Raw genomic sequence first — 16,490 nt, forward strand, 5'->3', positions numbered from 1 at the left:
GATGACCGCGACCGCGATGAAGAGCCGATCGAAGTCGACGACGAGCCCCGCCCGCGGGCGCTGGCTGCACCTCTGCAACGGCCTGGACCCGGTCCGCGACGGCGGCATGGTGCCGAGCATCCTGGGGATGACCGGGGCCCTCCAGCGGGCGGGGGGCGACGTCCGAATCGTGACCCCGACCCCCTCGCGGCTCGACGACCTGGCCCCGCCCGAGGGCCTGGCGATCGACGGGCCCGACGCCGACCTGGTCGCGGCGGTCCGCGCGGCCGAGGTGGTGCACATGCACGGCCTCTGGCAGGCCCACTCCCGCCGCGGCGCGGCCGCCGCGCGGGCGTCGAGGGTCCCGTACGTCATGGCCGCGCACGGCATGGCCGAGCCCTGGGCCCTGCGGCACAAGCGCTGGAAGAAGGCGCTGTATCTCGCCCTGGTCGAATCGCGCAACCTGCGGCGGGCGGCCTGCCTGCACGCCCTGTCGCGGCCCGAGATCGGCCACCTCCGCGACCTCGCCCCCTGGGCGCCCGTCTGCTTCGTCCCCAACGGCGTCGACCTGGCCGCGTTCGACGACCTCCCCCCCCGCGCCGCGCTCGAGGCCGAGCACCCCGAGCTGAAGGGCAAGTTCGTCCTGCTGTTCTACGGCCGGGTCCACGCCAAGAAGGGCCTCGACCTGCTGGCCCGGTCGATGGGGGCGCTGGCCCGCGACTTCCCCAACCTCCACCTGCTGATCGCCGGCAAGGACGACGGAGCGCTGGCCCCGTTCGCCGATCGGGTAAGTGCGCTGGGGCTGAACGGCCGGGCGACGTACGTCGGCCACGTCTCGGGCGAGAAGGCCCGGCGGGTCTGGGCGGCGGCCGACGCCTTCACGCTCCCCAGCTACAGCGAGGGCTTCAGCATGGCGATTTTGGAAGCCCTCGCCTGCTCGCTCCCCTGCGTCTTCACCACCGCCTGCCACTTCCCCGAGGCCGCCAGGGCCGGGGCCGCCGTGGTCGTCGAGCCCGAGGCCGAAGCCCTGACGCAGGCCCTCCGCGACCTCATGGAACGCTCGCCCGGCGAGCGCGGCGAGCTGGGCGCGAACGGCCGCCGACTCGTCGAGGCCGACTACACGTGGGACCAGCAGGCCGGCAAGCTCGCGTCGGTCTACCGCTGGCTCGCAGGCGGCGGCCCCCCGCCCGAATGCGTCATCCCCTGAGTCCGAGCGAACGCCCGGCCGAAGCCCCCACACCCGGAGTCGAGACCCCATGCCCCTGCTGGACGAAGCCCAGGCCCCCGACCGAGTCGCACCGTCGTCCCCGCGCACGGCGAAGGCTCCGGTGAGCGTGATCGTGCCGGTGAAGAACGAGGCCGACAACCTGCGCCGGTGCCTCCCCGCGCTCGACTGGGCCGACGAGGTCTTCGTGGTCGACAGCCAGAGCGGCGACGACACCTGCGACGTCGCCGTCGAGCATGGCGCGAGCGTCGTCCAGTTCGCCTTCAACGGGGTCTATCCCAAGAAGAAGAACTGGGCCCTCGACAACCTGCCTTTCCGCAACGCCTGGATCCTGATCGTCGACGCCGACGAGGTGGTCGTCCCCGAGCTGGCCGAGGAGATCCGCCGCCGGATCGAGGCCGACGAGGCCGACGGCTTCTACCTCAACTCGAAGTACTACTTCCTGGGCCGACGCATCAAGCACTGCGGCTATTCCGAGTGCTGGAACCTCCGCCTGTTCAAGCACGCCCTGGGCCGCTACGAGCGCATGCCCGACCCCTCCGGCGGCCGCTCGGGCGACAACGAGGCCCACGAGCACGTCGAACTCCAGGGCCGCGTCGGCCGGCTGACGCACGAGCTGGACCACCACGCCTACCCGACCATCGCCGCCTGGGTCGAGAAGCACAACCGCTACGCCGTCTGGGAGGCCGCCATGTACGAGCGGTTCCTCAACGAGCCGATCCCGCCCGGCATCGGCCGCGGCAAGCGCTTCAAGCGGATGCTCAAGAAGGTCTACCTCCGCCTGCCGATGCGCCCGGCCGTCCGCTTCCTCTACTCCTACGTCGCCCGCCTCGGCTTCCTCGACGGCAAGCCGGGCCTGGTCTTCTGCACCCTGCTGTCGTTCTACGACTTCCTGGCCTGGGCCAACGTCTACGAGCGGAAGGTGGCGGATCCAGAATCCTGATGGCGGGCGATCGTTTCGTCAGAACGGCGAACGGTCTGCCAGCGCACTTGGGCTCCATAGAAGGGGGAGGGCGAGTTTCACTTCTGCCATTCGTAGGGCTCGACCCGCTCGCCCTTGCCATCCCTCCAAACCTCGGCAGCGTATACGTCGAATTCTTCCTTCGTGAGCGGATACCACTCGTTGACGGGATACCGTCGGAAGAACTGAGCAAGCGACTCTCTGAAGTGCTCGGTCGCGACGTGATTGAGGCAACAAAGACGCTGGTCCCGCATCGCCAGAAGGTCTACGCGAGCCACTCGGATGACTGAGCGGAAGTCGACGGATTTCCTCTCATCGATGCCGAAAAATGCATCCTCCGGCATATAGAAGAAGCGGGGATTCGTCCGAGCTTCCTTAGTGATGCGACTTTGCCACGCCTTCGCATCCTTCGGAGGCTTCTCCTCGGTCTTCAACAAGGAAGCGACTTCGCAGAGAGACAAATCCTCTCCGCGAGCGGCGTCACAGTTCTGACTGATGACGATTCCCATCACCGGCTTAATCGGTAGAACCGCCGTGAAAGTCTTAGGCTCTTGTGCGCCGCCGGTTGAGAGTACTTCACGCCACGACACTCCCGTAAGAACCTCAGCTTCGTCGTCTGGCGTATCCTCGACGAGGGCCAAGTCAGAGAGGGAGATGCCAACTTTGGGGATGCCGTAAAAAATGTCGCCCTGGCAGATTGGACCATCTGGCGAAAGGGCTTGGTAAATCATACGAGTTAGTCTTCCTCGTCGAGGGGACCACGCAGAAAGAGTACCTCTTGAATCCGCTCCTTACGCACTCTCTCTTCGGCTTCCGCCATCACTCGCAATGCAAGCTGCCTTGCTTGACGGAGTGAGATTCTTACTCCCCGACGAGGCCGAGTGCAGGCATCAGAAGGGGAAACGAAAGCACTCGTACTGCCAAGCTGGGTGACGGTAGCCCCGCCGCCAAAGGCAGCGGCTCCCAGAAGGACTAACGGAACCGTTAACGCAGTCGCCCAACCGGCACGGTCCCAAGCTCCGGCCGGAGTTCCGTTCGTTGCACGGGAGGACACCGACGCCGAAAGGTGTCCGTCCGAATTCGCTATCAAGTTTCTAGTTGAATTGCTCATCTGGGCACCTTGTCGAATCCATCCATCAGGCTTCCGCGGGCCAGAGTGAAGAACCACGTTTCAACTTTACCATGAGCTTCGTCAATCCACTTAATAATGTCTTGATACGTCTTAGGTATGCTCGCCTTGTTCGACCTGAGGATGATTTGCCATAGAATACCTTTCTGACCGTCGCTCTCGCCCGTCCCAAACATCAGCGTTCCGAACCCGGGAGGATTCTCCAAACGGATGCTCAACGAGAAATCCAGAGCACTTTCGCTAATCGCTTCCATTCCTGACGTCACCATCTCATCCAGCTTAATGGTCGTATGCAAATTCTTTTGAATGAACTCGGTAATACCACCCCTCGCGAAGTCATGTTCAATGAAATTTATATATCTTAATTCAATTTGAATGGGTTCGAGTTTCTTGGATGGGTGACTTTCGAGAAGGGCTCCCAAGGACTTCTCGATTCGTTCGCGGAACGGCTCCCATTTATACTTTGTTGTCTCGTTCACGGTGAGAATGCCGGGGCCAATTTGGGTGAGCGGCCATTCATTCGGTCCGACTCGGAATCGATGCCTCACGAGGCCCCCAGTCATGGAAACAGGAACTTGGGACGGCGGGAGGTCTTCCAACTCCGGGTAATCATCGCGAACACGGTCGTAGTAACGTCCCATGAGAAGGTGAAAAGTGGACGTTGACTTGATATCCAGCTCTGGGTCCCAGCGAAACTCGAACAACGCCTCAACGAGAGGTTTGTTCTTGAGATCGTGCGATTCGGGGATGGTGGTTGTTGTCATGCGACACCTGCCCGACGGGCCATTCACCTTGATGCGAACTGAACAACCGCTACTCTTGCTGCCGCCGTAAACCTATGACCGACCCAACCTTAACATACCACTCAGAAACTGATTTTGTGGAGAACACTCCCGTCGTCTTACTCAGATTGAGCTGCCGCGTCGATGAAACCATGGACTTAAGTTAGGGTCTCCACCCGGCATCCACCGCTTTCGCATCGGGTGGGCGGGCGTATTCGAGGAGAATGCAGCGGACCCGATGTCCTTCAGGGGTCGGGCTCGGCTTCCGAGGCATCTATCAGCGGCGTCGTCATCCGGCCTCGTCCCTCCTGCAGGCCCTCCAAGACGAGGATCTGAGTCGAGCCACCACCCTTGTCGAGCGACCTTGGAAGTTGCTAGGATCGGGAAATTTTCCGGACCGCGCCGCGTGAGGAAGTCCGAGGGCGAGCGCGGCCCGATGCGCGTCTCGCGCGGGCCGAGGAGGGTCCGCGCGCGACGCCGAAGGCCCGCCCGGCCTCCCCACCCTCTAGACCGACGCGAGAACGACCTGCCGTGCCCAAGCGAACCGGCCCGCCACGACTGGGCCGACGAGATCCGCCGCCGGATCGAGGCCGACGGCTTCTATCTTGACTCGAAGTGCGACTTCCTGGGCCGACGCATCAAGCGCTGCGGAAGGTGGCGCGGGCCGCCGGAACGGCCCGGGGAGGCCGACGGCCGGCCGGGCGGGGCGGCGGGCCCCGCACCGGCTCGCCGCGACGTCAGCGGCCGGCCCGACGACGGACGCGGAGGGCGACGACGCCGAAGGCCCCGCCGCCGAGCAGCAGGACGGAGGACGGCTCGGGGACGGCCGACGGGGCCAGGCTCACCGAGCCCGTCAGGCGGGTCGGGCTGAACACGCCGCCGGCGAGATAGTCGCTGACGCGGAACGTCCCGGTGGCCCCGATGGCGCCCCCCCGGGCCGCGACCGGGTTGTCCATGTCGACCATGAGCCGGAGGACCAGGCTCGAGTGGACCGTCAGGCCGAGGTCCACGATCGAGTTCTTGAAGGTGTCGGTGACCTGCAGGAACGTCGCCAGCGTCTGGAAGGCGCCGCCGTCCACCGAGACGTTCACGTCGACCGATCCCGGCCCGGTGCTCGACGAGCGGGTGGCCACGATGAACTGGTCGACGGTCGCCACGTAGCCCGCGTCGACCGTGAAGCCGAGCTCGACGTAGTCGTCGGTCGCCAGGGTGTTCCAGCCCCGCGAATTGAAGGAGTTGCCGGCCGTGTTCGGGAGCAGCCCGCCGCCCCGGACGAGCTGCATCCCCGCCACGTGGTCGGCCTCGAGGGTCGGGTTGACGGCGACGGTGTCGCCGGGCACGCCGGTCAGGCTGTATTCCACGATCGAGCCCGCGTCGGCCCGGCCCATCCCGAGCGCCGCCGCCAGGCTCGCCGCCGCAATCCATAGTAGCTTTCGCATGCCTTCGTCCTTGCGTGTGTGTGGAATTCGCTGCACAACCTCACCCGCGTCGCGAATGAGGCAGCCGGCGTCTCACCGACGGATTGCGACGGTAGCTTCCTTTCAAGCCTCGATCCAATGAAGGTTTCATGTTATCGGGCCATGAGCATCCTCATCCTGGGTCGTCGAGCCCGGCGGCCGGCGATCCAGCATCCTCGCGCGTCGTGACGTCGCATCGACTTGCGCGATCTTCGACGAGGTCGGCGACCACTCCCGGATCGGGTATCGACGCACCGCCGCCGACCCCCGGAGGCTCGCGTCCATGTTGACGAAATTCAACGCGAGGCCGCGTCCCGGGACGGAATCCGACGCCGACGGACGCGCCCACGTCCCTTCCACACGGCGGCTTCGGCCCGAGGATGGAGGTCGATCCGCTCGGCCGCGTCCCTTGTCGAGCGACCTTGGAAATTGCTAAGATCGGGAAATTTTCCGGGCCGCGCCGCCTCGTGAAGATCCGAGGGCGAGCGCGGCCCGATGCGCGTCTCGCACGGCCAGGGCCGGCGACGTCGCGCGCAGGCGGAGCCGCCTCAGCTTCCCCGACCCCCCACGACGCGAGAACGACCTGCCGTGCCCAAGCGAACCGACATCAACAAGATCCTGATCCTCGGAGCGGGGCCGATCGTCATCGGCCAGGCCTGCGAGTTCGACTACTCCGGCACCCAGGCGTGCAAGGCCCTGCGCGAGGAAGGGTACGTGGTCGTCCTGGTGAACTCGAACCCGGCCACGATCATGACCGATCCCGAGATGGCGGATCGGACCTACATCGAGCCGGTGATCCCCGAGATCGTCGAGCGGATCATCGCCGTCGAGAAGCCCGACGCCGTGCTGCCGACCCTGGGAGGCCAGACCGGGCTCAACGTCGGCATGGCCCTGCACGAGTCGGGCGCGCTGGCGCGGCACGGCTGCGTCCTCATCGGCGCGTCGGCCGAGGCCATCCGCAAGGCCGAGGACCGCAACCTGTTCAAGACCTGCATGGACGAGATCGGCCTGGAGAGCGCCAGGAGCGGCATGGCCGAGAGCCTGGAGGACGCCCGCCGGATCCGCGACGAGATGGTCGGGCTGCCGTGCGTCCTGCGGCCCAGCTTCACGCTGGGGGGCTCGGGCGGCGGCATCGCCTACAACCGCGAAGAGTTCGACCGCATGGTCAACTACGCGCTGGAGATCAGCCCGACGCACTCCGTCCTGATCGAGGAGAGCCTGATCGGCTGGAAGGAGTACGAGATGGAGGTCATGCGGGACTGCGCCGACAACGCGGTCATCGTCTGCTCCATCGAGAACCTCGACCCCATGGGCGTGCACACCGGCGACAGCGTCACGGTCGCCCCGGCGCAGACGCTCACCGACAAGGAATACCAGCGGATGCGCGACGCCTCGCTGGCCGTGCTCCGCAAGATCGGCGTGGACACCGGCGGGTCGAACGTCCAGTTCGCGATCAACCCCCGCGACGGCCGCATGGTCGTCATCGAGATGAATCCCCGCGTCAGCCGGTCGAGCGCCCTGGCGAGCAAGGCGACCGGCTTCCCGATCGCCAAGATCGCCGCCAAGCTCGCCGTGGGCTTCCGGCTCGACGAGATCCGCAACGACATCACCCGCGAGACGCCCGCCTGCTTCGAGCCGACGATCGACTACGTCGTCACCAAGGTGCCGCGGTGGGCCTTCGAGAAGTTCCCCGAGGCCAACCAGGTCCTGACGACCCAGATGAAGTCGGTCGGCGAGGTCATGGCGATCGGCCGGACGTTCAAGGAGTCGCTCCAGAAGGCGCTCCGCGGCCTGGAGGTCGGCCGCTTCGGCATCGGCTGCGACAAGAAGGACCTGTGGGGGACGGCCTACCAGCCCTCGGAAGACGACATCGTCGCCAAGCTCGCCACGCCCAACATCGAGCGGCTGTGGTACCTCCGCTACGCCCTGCTGGCCGGCATGAGCGTCGAGCGGATCCACGAGCTGACGGGGATCGACCCCTGGTTCCTGGCGAACATCGAGGACCTCTGCGCGATCGAGGGCCGGCTCCGCGAGGTCCGCACGCTCGACGAGGCGTCCGACGAGCTGATCCGCGAGGCCAAGCAGTCGGGCTTCGCCGACCGCCAGCTCGCCCACCTGTGGGACACGACCGAGACCGAGGTCCGCCGCGACCGCAAGCGTCGGGGGATCGAATCGGTCTTCAAGCTGGTCGACACCTGCGCCGCGGAGTTCGAGGCGGTCACGCCGTATTACTACTCGACCTACGAGCGCGAGGACGAGGCCCGCGTGGGCGACAAGCCCCGGATCATGATCCTCGGCGGCGGCCCCAACCGGATCGGCCAGGGGATCGAGTTCGACTACTGCTGCTGCCAGGCGGCGTTCGCGCTCAAGGCCGACGGCTACGAGGTCGTCATGGTCAACTCCAACCCCGAGACCGTCAGCACCGACTACGACACGTCGGACCGGCTCTTCTTCGAGCCCCTGACCGTCGAGGACGTGCTGGGGATCTGCGACCGCGTGCAGCCGACCGGCGTGATCGTCCAGTTCGGCGGCCAGACGCCGCTCAACCTGGCCAAGGCCCTGGAGGCGGCCGGCGTGCCGATCATCGGCACCAGCCCCGAGAACATCGACGTCGCCGAGGACCGCGAGCGGTTCCGCATGGTCATCGAGCGGCTCGGCCTGCTCCAGCCCCCCAACGCCTCGGCCACGCGGTTCGAGGAGGCCCGGCGGATCGCCGAGCGGATCGGCTACCCCGTCGTCGTCCGCCCCAGCTTCGTGCTGGGCGGCCGGGCGATGGAGATCGTCTACGACGAGGCCAGCCTCGACCGCTACATGGCCGAGGCCGTCGACGCCAGCCCCGACCGGCCGATCCTGATCGACAAGTTCCTGGAGGACGCGGTCGAGGTCGACGTCGACGCCGTGTCCGACGGCGAGCGCACCATCGTCGGCGGCGTGATGCAGCATATCGAGGAGGCCGGGATCCACTCCGGCGACAGCGCCTGCGCCATCCCGCCGTACTCGCTCCCCGACGAGATCGTCGGCCGCCTCAAGCAGCAGACCTACGCGCTGGCCGAGGCCCTCGGCGTGCGCGGGCTGATGAACATCCAGTTCGCCGTCAAGGACGGCGAGATCTACGTGCTGGAGGTCAACCCCCGGGCCTCGCGGACCGTCCCGTTCGTCTCCAAGGCGACCGGCCTGAACCTGGCGCAGGTCGCCGCGCGGGTGATGGTGGGCAGGACCCTGGCCGAGCTGGGCGTGACCGAGGAGCCGACGCCGGCCTACACGTCGGTCAAGGAGGCCGTCTTCCCGTTCGCCAAGTTCCCGGGCGTGGACATCGTGCTGGGCCCCGAGATGCGGTCGACGGGCGAGGTCATGGGGATCGCCGTCGACTTCCCCACGGCCTTCGCCAAGAGCCAGCTCGGCGCCAACAGCGGGCTGCCGGCGGGGGGGACCGTCTTCGTGAGCGTCGCCGCCCGCGACCGCAAGGGGATCGTGCCGATCGCCCAGAAGCTCTCCGGCCTGGGCTTCAAGATCATGTGCACCGGCGGCACCGCCGCCGCCCTGACGGCCGAGGGGGTCGAGGTCGAGATCGTCCGCAAGATCCAGGAGGGCCGGCCCAACCTGCTCGACCACCTGGCCAACGGGGCCATCGCCCTGATCGTCAACACCCCCAGCGGCAAGGGCGCCCGGACCGACGAGGGCCGCATCCGCGCCAGCGCCGTCAGCCACGGCGTCCCCTGCATCACCACCCTCGCCGGCGCGCGGGCCGCCGTCGCCGCCATGGAACGCCTCCGCGAGGGCGAGTTCGAGGTCTACGCGTTGCAGGACCTGCTCAGGAAATCCTGATCGACGGGAATCCCCATGAAGCCCGACTCGCAGCTCTGTCCGAAATGCGGCGGGACGATGTCGTGGGGCGTCGTCCGCCGCGGCCCCGCGCGCCCGGGCGCGGGGGGAGGGGGCCTGCAATTCGTCCTCCCCGGCGCGCCCACCTCTTCGAACCCGATCCAGGCCTTCCGCCAGGGCCTCGCCGGCGAGGTGGACGACGTCGTCTACGACTTCGCCGGGTTGACGGGCCGTCGCTGCTCCGCGTGCGGATTCCTCGAATTCTATCTGCCCGGCGAGCCGAGCTGACCGCCGGCCGCCCCCCAGAAGGACACCCACGACCATGAGCGACGCGACGACGCCCGCCATGACCGCAGCGACGGACGAGGATTCGACGACCCGGAAGATGCTCGCCCGGGCGCGTCGGCGTTGGGGGCCGCTCGTCACGTTCTCGATCGCCTTCTCGCTGCTGGAGGCGGCCGTGCTGGCGCCGGCGGCGGCGGGGGTGCTCCGGCTGGCTTTGCAGACGTGGGGCCGATGCTCGGTCGGCAACTTCGAGATCGTCGCCTTCTTCCTCTCGCCGGCCGGCCTCGCGGGCCTGGCGCTCCTGACGGCGCTCCAGCTCACGACGCTCCACGTGCGGCTCGCGGGGGTGATGGGGGTGCTGGCCGGCGACGGCCCCGGCGTCTGGCACGCGTTCGACGCCGTCAAGCGGCTGCCGGCCCTGCTCAAGGTCGACGTCCTCCAGGCCGTGCTGTACCTGCTGCTGGCCGCCCCCTTCGCGGCGGCGGCGGCGTTCGCGTACGCCCGGCTCTGGGGGCCGCACGACCTCAACCGGCTGGTCGTCGAGCGCCCGGCCGAGTTCTGGCAGGGCGTCGCGGTCGTCGGCTCGCTCGCGCTCCTCTACGCCCTGGCCGCCGGATGGCTGTACGTGCGCTGGCTGTTCGCCGTGCCGGCCGTGCTGTTCGAGGGCGTCCTCGCGCCCTGGACGGCCCTCCGCGCCAGCGGCCGCCGGACCTCGGGGCGGATCGGCCGATTGGCCCTCGGCGCGGCGGCGACGGCGGCGGTCTTCGTCGCGGCCTCGGCCGCGCTGGCGTGGGGGCTGGGGACGCTCAACGGGTTCGTCCTCGACCACGTCGGCCACGGGCCGAAGCTCGCGGTGGCGGCGACGGCCGGGCTGCTGGCGTTCGACGGCGCGGTGCTGGCGGGCTTCGCCGCGACGGCCGCCGCGGTCGCCGCGGCCTGCCTGATGGCGAGCTACAAGCAGGCCGGGGGCGTGATCCGCGAGCCGGCCGTCGCCGAACCGAAGGCGCGCTGGTGGACCACGGCCGCCGTCGCCCTCTCGGCCGTGGCCATCGCGCCCGCGGCGCTGACGGCGAATCAGCTCATCAGCGACGCCCGCGTCGCCGAGCACGTCGAGGTCACCGCCCACCGCGCGGGCTCCTTCCACGGCCCCGAGAACACCGTCGCCGCGCTCCGCGTCGCCGCCGCGGAGGGGGCCGAATGGGCCGAGATCGACGTCCAGTTCACCGCCGACGACCGGCTCGTGATCGTCCACGACGACGACCTGCTGCGGGTGGGCGGCTCCCCCCTGAGGATCGCCGCCTCGACCCTCGAACAACTCCGCGCGGTCGATCTCGGCGCCCGGTTCGACCCCAAGTTCGCCGGCGAGCGGATCCCCACGCTGGAAGAGTTCCTGGAGGCCGCCGCGGGGCTGCCGACCCGGCTCAACATCGAGCTGAAGGCCAAGGACGACGCCGTGGCGGTCGCGCTCGCCGGCCGGGTGGTCGAGGCCGTCCGCAAGGCCGGCCTGCTCGAACAGACCCGGATCTGCGGCCAGTCGAACCGCGGGCTGGCCGCCGTGCGCAAGCTCGCCCCCGAGGTCGAGATCGGCTTCATCTCCGGCGCCGTGATCGGCGACCCGACGCGGCTGGACGTCGACTTCCTGATGATGGAGACCCGGCTCGCCACCCGCGACTTCGTCGACCGCGCCCGGTCGCGCGGCGTGCCCGTGCACGCCTGGACCGTCAAGGGCGCCGACCTCGTCGCGCCCCTGATCGACGACGGCGTCGCCAACCTCATCACCGACGACGTCGTCGGCGTCCGCGCCCGCCTCGACGAGATCGCCGCGCTCGACCCGGTCGAACGCCTGCTGCTGCGCGTCCGCAACGGCCTCGCGGGGCGTTGAAAGTCGAGGAAGACCGGGGCGTCGGAGTGACGAGGGAGTTCGGGGTCCTTCGCCGGCTCGAAGCGCCATGACCCTCATCCGGCCCTGTACGGCCACCTTCTCCGTAAGCGTCCGCTGAACCACGTCTGGAAAGTCGCCTGATTCGCGGCGAGACCGGCCGGCTCTGGGCCTACCTCGGCGACCGCGACAACCCGTTCGTCGTCTATGATTACACCCCGGACCGGGGCCGCGCCGGCCCCGAGCGGTTCCTCGAGGTCTACCGGTCGGGCTATCTCCAATCCGACGCCTACGCCGGCTACGACGGCCTGCACAGGCGCGGCCTGGTGGAGGTGGGCTGCTGGGCCCACGCGCGGCGGAAGTTCCACGAAGCTCGCACCAGCGACCCGGACCGATCGCACGCGGCGATCGCGCGGATCGGCCGCCTCTACGCGGTCGAACGCGAGGCCCGGGACGGCGGGTGGGGCGACGTCCGGCTGATGGCGGCCCGGAGCGAGCGGTCGCGGCCGGTTCTGGAGTCGCTGTGGGCGTGGCTGGATCACGAGGCGATGAAGGTGATGCCGAAGAGCCCCATCGGCGAGGCGATCGCCTACGCCCGGTCGAACAGGGTCGCCCTGACGCGGTATCTCGAGTCCCCGCACCTGTCGATCGACGACAACGCGACGGAGAACGCGATCCGGCCGATCGCCCTGGGACGGAAGAACTGGCTGCACCTGGGCAGCGACCGAGGCTGGCGCACGGCGGCGACGCTTCTGAGCCTGGTGCAGAGTTGCAAGGCCCTGGGCAACGAGCCGTTCGCCTACCTGCGGGACGTGCTCGACCGGGTGAGCACGCACCCGGCCAGCCGGATCGAAGACCTCCCACCGGATCGCCGGGTGTTGCCGTGGCCGTCGGGCGGCCGAAAGGGATAGATAACGACCAGGCCCTCGGCGGGAGCACGGACGGCGGAAAGCAAGCGATTCGACCGCATCGAACCGGCGGGGGTTTCTGGGCAGGGAGGGTCGAACCATGCGTGCCGGATTTCAGGCGAGGACTGGATGGGCCGGCCCATCAGGATCGCCCACCCTGACGCCAACCCCGCCTTCAAAAATCGTCCTCGCCCGGATAGGATCCGACCAACGCGTTACGAGGCGCGTCCGGTCCGCGGGGAAGGCCTGAGGCCACTCGGCAGAACGATCGAAGATTCGATACGAACCTTCTTCGACCTGTAACCGCGGACGACAGGGTCGACCGAAGGAGCGTTCGCCGTGCATCTCCCCGCGCGCCCCAATCTCGACCAGCTCAAGAACCAGGCCAAAGACCTCCTGAAGGCCTGTGCTTCGGGCGACGCCGACGCTTTGAAGCGATTCCAGGAGCATCGCGCCGAGCAGACCCTCAGCGGCGCCCAGTTCGTGATCGCTCGCGAGTACGGATTCGCCGGATGGCCCCCGCTCAAGGCCCACGTCGATTCGCTGACGCCCGACGACCCCGAAAAGCTGATGCGCGCCATCGAGGCCGATGACGTCGCCGGCGTCCGACTGATGCTCGAGCGATCGACATCGCTACGGAAGCGGATCAACGAACCGATCGGCTCCTTCGACTCGCCGCCGTTGAACAGCGTGCGGAGCACGCAGATGATCGACGCCCTGGTGGAAGCCGGGGCCGATCTCGACGCCAAGAGCACGTGGTGGGCGGGCGGCTTCGGGGTGACGCACGTGACGAGCCCCGAACTGGCCGCCCACGCCGTCGAGCGAGGGGCCGAGCTGGATATCCACGCCGCCGCCCGCCTTGGGCGTTTGGACCGGGTCGTGGAACTGGTCGAGCACGATCCTGAGCTGGTCCATGCGCGGGGAGGAGACGGCCAGACGCCGCTTCACTTCGCCGGCACGGTCGAGATCGCCGCGTTCCTGCTCGATCACGGCGCCGACATCGACGCGAAGGACGTCGATCACGAATCGACCCCGGCCCAGTACATGCTCGGCGACCGGCTCGACGTGGCTCGATACCTCGTCCAGCGAGGCTGCAGGACCGACATCCTCATGGCCTCGGCGATTGGCGACCTGGAGCGGGTTCGTGCGTTCCTCGACGCCGACCCCGCATCGATCCGCGTGCGCGGCAACGCCACGTTCTTCCCGATGGGGAACCGGCATGCCGGGGGCACGATCTATCAGTGGTCCCTCGGCTCCGACGCCTCGCCGTACCAGGCGGCCGCGAAATACGGCCGCCAGGACGTCGTCCGGCTGCTTCTGGAGCGAAGCTCGGCGACCGAGCGGCTCATCGCCCTGAGCTGGCTGCATGACGCGGCGGGGGTGACGGAAATTCTCTCCGCGAATCCCGGCCTCGTCGTCCCGACCGACGATCAGGCCGAGATCGCCGAAGCCGCCACGCGGAACGACGCGGAGGCCGTGCGTCTGATGCTCCAGGCCGGTCTGCCGGTCGCCGCTCGCGGACGGCACGGGGCCACGTCGATCCACTGGGCGGCTTTCCACGGAAACCTCGCCATGATTCAGGCGATCCTGCCGTTCGGACCGCCCCTGGAAGACATCGAGAACGACTACAAGTCCAAGCCGCTCGGTTGGGCGATTCACGGGTCCGAGCACGGGTGGTATTCGGGCTCGGGCGATTACGCCGGCGCCGTCGAGGCGCTGCTCGCCGCCGGGGCGACGGTTCCGGAGACGGCGGGCGGGACCGAGTTGGTGAAGGTGGTCCTCCGGAGGTATGGGGCGAAGGGTTGAGAGATCGAATCGAGGGCGGACGACCGATCGATGCCAGGCCCGACGCTTTAGTACACGGGCCTGGCGTCGCCTTGGTACGGAGACGCCGCCGCCTACAGCAACTCGGAGATCGCGCGGCGTTTGGGGATCGGCCTGACCACGGACCGCCGCATCCTTGATGGAGGCTGAGATCAACGCTCCCGATACCACACCGGACCGCGCTCACGCCGCCATCTACGTCAAGAGCGTCCTCGGCCGGACGCTTACCCTTCTCCCGGGGGGAGAAGGCGAAAAGGGCCGGATTGGGGAGCGACGGCTTTCGTGCTCGTCACCCCCTCATCCGGCCCTTCGAGCCACCTTCCCCCGCAAGGGGGGAAGGACGTTATCTATCAGTCTATCTTAATGCTCGCTCAGGCCTGGGCGGTGAGGGGGGCGGGCGGGGGCGGGGTGTAGTCGCCGCCCCGGGGGATGGCGTTGAACTGGTCGGCGCCGATCGTGGTGATCATGGCGTCGGTCAGGTTGACCTGCGTGGCGACCGGGGACGAGACCCAGTGCCGCTGGCCGCCGGCGTAGTTGGCCAGCTCGCCGGTCTGGTTGTTCTTCAGGAACATCCCCTCGACGAAGTAGTCGGGGCCCTTGGCCACGGCGTTGTACTGGCCGGCCGAGACCGAGACCAGGTCGGCCGCGGTCAGGCCCAGCTTCGAGGCCACCGGCGCGGAGACGACGCTCCGCTTGCCGCCCTCGTAGCGGGCGATCTCGCCGGTCTCCTGGTTCTGCAGGTAGAGGCCGTCGGGGAAGTAGTCCTTGCCCTGCGGGACCGCGTTGAACTGGGTCGGGCTGATGACGATGATCTGGCTCGCCTGGAGGTTCATCCGGGTCGACACCGGCACGGAGATCCAGTGCCGCTCGCCCCCCTTGTACATGTCGACCTCGCCCGTCTGCTGGTTCTGCACCAGGAGCCCCTCGGGGAAGTAGTCGCTCCCCTTGGGCGTGCCCGAGTACTGGGCCGCGGCGATGGTCGCGACGTCCTTCACGCCGATCCCCAGGTAGGTCGAGACCGGGGTCGAGACGACGTGGAAGGCCCCGTCGGAGTACCGGCTGATCTCGCCCGTCTGGTCGTTGCGGACGAACATGCCGTCGGGGAAGTAGTCGGGGCCGGTCGGGACCGCCTTGAAGACGTCGACCGTCACCGCCTTGGTCTGGTCGGTCGTCAGGCCCATCTTCGCGGCCACCGGCGGCGAGATCAGCCGCCTCGCCCCCTTGCTGTAATAGCCCAGCTCGCCCGTCTGCTCGTTGCGCAGGATCGTCCCGTCCGGGAACGTGGGCGCCGGCGGCGTGGTCGGCGCGGGGGGCGTCGGATTGGTGGGCGTCGTCGGCGTGGTGGCCGGCGGCGTGGTGGTCGGGGTCGTCGTCGGGGGGGTGGTCGTCGGCGGCGGCGTCGTCGAGGCCGGCGGGGTGGTGGCCGGCGGGGTGGTCGGGGTGCTCGGCGGCGTCGGCTTCGGCGTCTGGCCGCCGGGCTTCGTGACGTCCGTCCACGTGCCGATCGGGCCCGGCTTGGCGGGGATCCCGGGCCTGGCCGGGGTCGTGGGGGTCGTCGGCGTGGTCGGAGTCGTGGGGGTGGGCGTGGCGGGGGTGGTCGCGGCCGGCGTCGACGCCGCCGGGGTGGTCGGCGTCGTCGGCGTCGCGGCGGGGGTCGTCGCAGCCGGCGTCGTCTGGGCCGTCGGCGTGGTCGTGGGGGTCGTCGCGGCCGGCGTGGTCACCGGGACGTTGACGCTGGGGTTGATCGTCGGATTGACGACGGGGTTGGAGGTCGGCCCGCCGACGTTGATGTTGGGCGTGACGTTGATGGTCGGGTTGACGTTGATCCGAACGCCCGGGCCCCGCATGCGGAGGGCGTTCATGCCGGCGAGGCGGCCGACGGACTGGGCGTTGGCGGCGGCGAGGGTCCGCTGCTGGACCTGGGCCTTGAGCCGGGACGCGCCCGATTGGGCCTGCTGGCGGACCAGGGCCTGGGCCTGCCGGGGCCGGACCTGGCGGACCGCCGACAGCAGGAGCCGGCCTTCCAGATCCTCGAGCGAAGTCCGGAAGTCGACCTTGCGACGCTTGGCGCTGCGGGGCTGGCCGCCCGCAAGTTCCTCGTGCGACATGAGTTTCCTCGCCCTCCCGGCTCCTGACGTCCCCTGGCGCGAATCTCGACGGGCCGCATCCACGGCCCTCACAGCCGATTCCTTCGGCATAATCGCACCACGACCTGTCCAACCAGGATCGGCGAAGGCGG

11 protein-coding genes are annotated in these 16,490 nt (G+C 68.6%); 7 read left to right on the forward strand and 4 right to left on the reverse strand.

Annotated features, from left to right (window positions below; translation table 11 throughout):
- Position 1 precedes the first annotated feature (1 nt).
- Together PZE19_RS27865 and PZE19_RS27870 are read left to right on the forward strand one after the other, a co-directional pair.
- Complete coding sequence (locus tag PZE19_RS27865) at positions 2-1,186, forward strand: glycosyltransferase (RefSeq protein WP_277863873.1); 1,185 nt, start codon at positions 2-4, stop codon at positions 1,184-1,186.
- A gap of 49 nt (positions 1,187-1,235) precedes the next feature.
- Entirely contained in the window at positions 1,236-2,147 is a 912-nt protein-coding gene (locus PZE19_RS27870; protein WP_277863874.1) for a glycosyltransferase family 2 protein, read from the forward strand.
- 77 nt (positions 2,148-2,224) lie between these two features.
- Here PZE19_RS27870 and PZE19_RS27875 read toward each other — a convergent pair whose 3' ends face one another.
- The 3 genes from PZE19_RS27875 to PZE19_RS27885 all read right to left on the reverse strand — a co-directional run bounded on the left by PZE19_RS27875 (position 2,225) and on the right by PZE19_RS27885 (position 5,515).
- The gene (locus tag PZE19_RS27875) at positions 2,225-2,896 is read right to left on the reverse strand and encodes a hypothetical protein (RefSeq protein WP_277863875.1); all 672 of its coding nucleotides are present in this window, start codon (positions 2,894-2,896) and stop codon (positions 2,225-2,227) included.
- Positions 2,897-3,272: 376 nt separating this feature from the next.
- Positions 3,273-4,058: a TIGR04255 family protein gene (locus tag PZE19_RS27880; RefSeq protein ID WP_277863876.1), complete on the reverse strand. Its 786-nt coding sequence runs from the start codon at positions 4,056-4,058 to the stop codon at positions 3,273-3,275.
- 755 nt (positions 4,059-4,813) lie between these two features.
- Positions 4,814-5,515 (reverse strand): PEP-CTERM sorting domain-containing protein, encoded by a 702-nt coding sequence (locus tag PZE19_RS27885; RefSeq protein ID WP_277863877.1) that lies wholly within the window; start codon positions 5,513-5,515, stop codon positions 4,814-4,816.
- Between the two features lie 606 nt (positions 5,516-6,121).
- On the opposite strand from PZE19_RS27885, the gene carB reads away from it, so the two are divergent.
- From carB to PZE19_RS27910, 5 genes are all read left to right on the forward strand, one after another.
- Positions 6,122-9,358, forward strand: a complete 3,237-nt coding sequence (gene carB, locus PZE19_RS27890; RefSeq protein ID WP_277863878.1) for a carbamoyl-phosphate synthase large subunit — start codon at positions 6,122-6,124, stop codon at positions 9,356-9,358.
- 15 nt (positions 9,359-9,373) lie between these two features.
- Complete coding sequence (locus PZE19_RS27895; protein WP_277863879.1) at positions 9,374-9,643, forward strand: hypothetical protein; 270 nt, start codon at positions 9,374-9,376, stop codon at positions 9,641-9,643.
- Positions 9,644-9,677: 34 nt separating this feature from the next.
- Positions 9,678-11,522, forward strand: a complete 1,845-nt coding sequence (locus tag PZE19_RS27900; RefSeq protein WP_277863880.1) for a glycerophosphodiester phosphodiesterase — start codon at positions 9,678-9,680, stop codon at positions 11,520-11,522.
- Positions 11,523-11,662: 140 nt separating this feature from the next.
- Positions 11,663-12,430 carry an IS66 family transposase gene (gene tnpC / locus PZE19_RS27905; RefSeq protein WP_277864393.1) on the forward strand — a complete coding sequence of 256 codons (768 nt, stop codon included), beginning with the start codon at positions 11,663-11,665 and terminating at the stop codon, positions 12,428-12,430.
- Between the two features lie 336 nt (positions 12,431-12,766).
- A complete protein-coding gene (locus tag PZE19_RS27910) occupies positions 12,767-14,233 on the forward strand; it encodes an ankyrin repeat domain-containing protein (protein ID WP_277863881.1) in 1,467 nt (488 codons plus the stop codon).
- A 389-nt stretch (positions 14,234-14,622) separates the two neighbouring features.
- Here the strand turns inward: PZE19_RS27910 and PZE19_RS27915 are convergent, their stop codons facing one another.
- Positions 14,623-16,359: a hypothetical protein gene (locus PZE19_RS27915; RefSeq protein ID WP_277863882.1), complete on the reverse strand. Its 1,737-nt coding sequence runs from the start codon at positions 16,357-16,359 to the stop codon at positions 14,623-14,625.
- Between the last annotated feature and the right edge of the window lie 131 nt (positions 16,360-16,490).

The organism is Paludisphaera mucosa (assembly GCF_029589435.1).
Classification (GTDB): domain Bacteria; phylum Planctomycetota; class Planctomycetia; order Isosphaerales; family Isosphaeraceae; genus Paludisphaera; species Paludisphaera mucosa.

Coding starts and splice junctions, on each gene's coding strand:
- PZE19_RS27875 (WP_277863875.1), bottom strand. CDS start 2,896: ATGATTTACCAAGCCCTTTCGCCAGATGGTCCAATCTGCCAGGGCGAC.
- PZE19_RS27865 (WP_277863873.1), top strand. CDS start 2: ATGACCGCGACCGCGATGAAGAGCCGATCGAAGTCGACGACGAGCCCC.
- PZE19_RS27880 (WP_277863876.1), bottom strand. CDS start 4,058: ATGACAACAACCACCATCCCCGAATCGCACGATCTCAAGAACAAACCT.
- PZE19_RS27915 (WP_277863882.1), bottom strand. CDS start 16,359: ATGTCGCACGAGGAACTTGCGGGCGGCCAGCCCCGCAGCGCCAAGCGT.
- PZE19_RS27870 (WP_277863874.1), top strand. CDS start 1,236: ATGCCCCTGCTGGACGAAGCCCAGGCCCCCGACCGAGTCGCACCGTCG.
- PZE19_RS27885 (WP_277863877.1), bottom strand. CDS start 5,515: ATGCGAAAGCTACTATGGATTGCGGCGGCGAGCCTGGCGGCGGCGCTC.
- PZE19_RS27900 (WP_277863880.1), top strand. CDS start 9,678: ATGAGCGACGCGACGACGCCCGCCATGACCGCAGCGACGGACGAGGAT.
- PZE19_RS27895 (WP_277863879.1), top strand. CDS start 9,374: ATGAAGCCCGACTCGCAGCTCTGTCCGAAATGCGGCGGGACGATGTCG.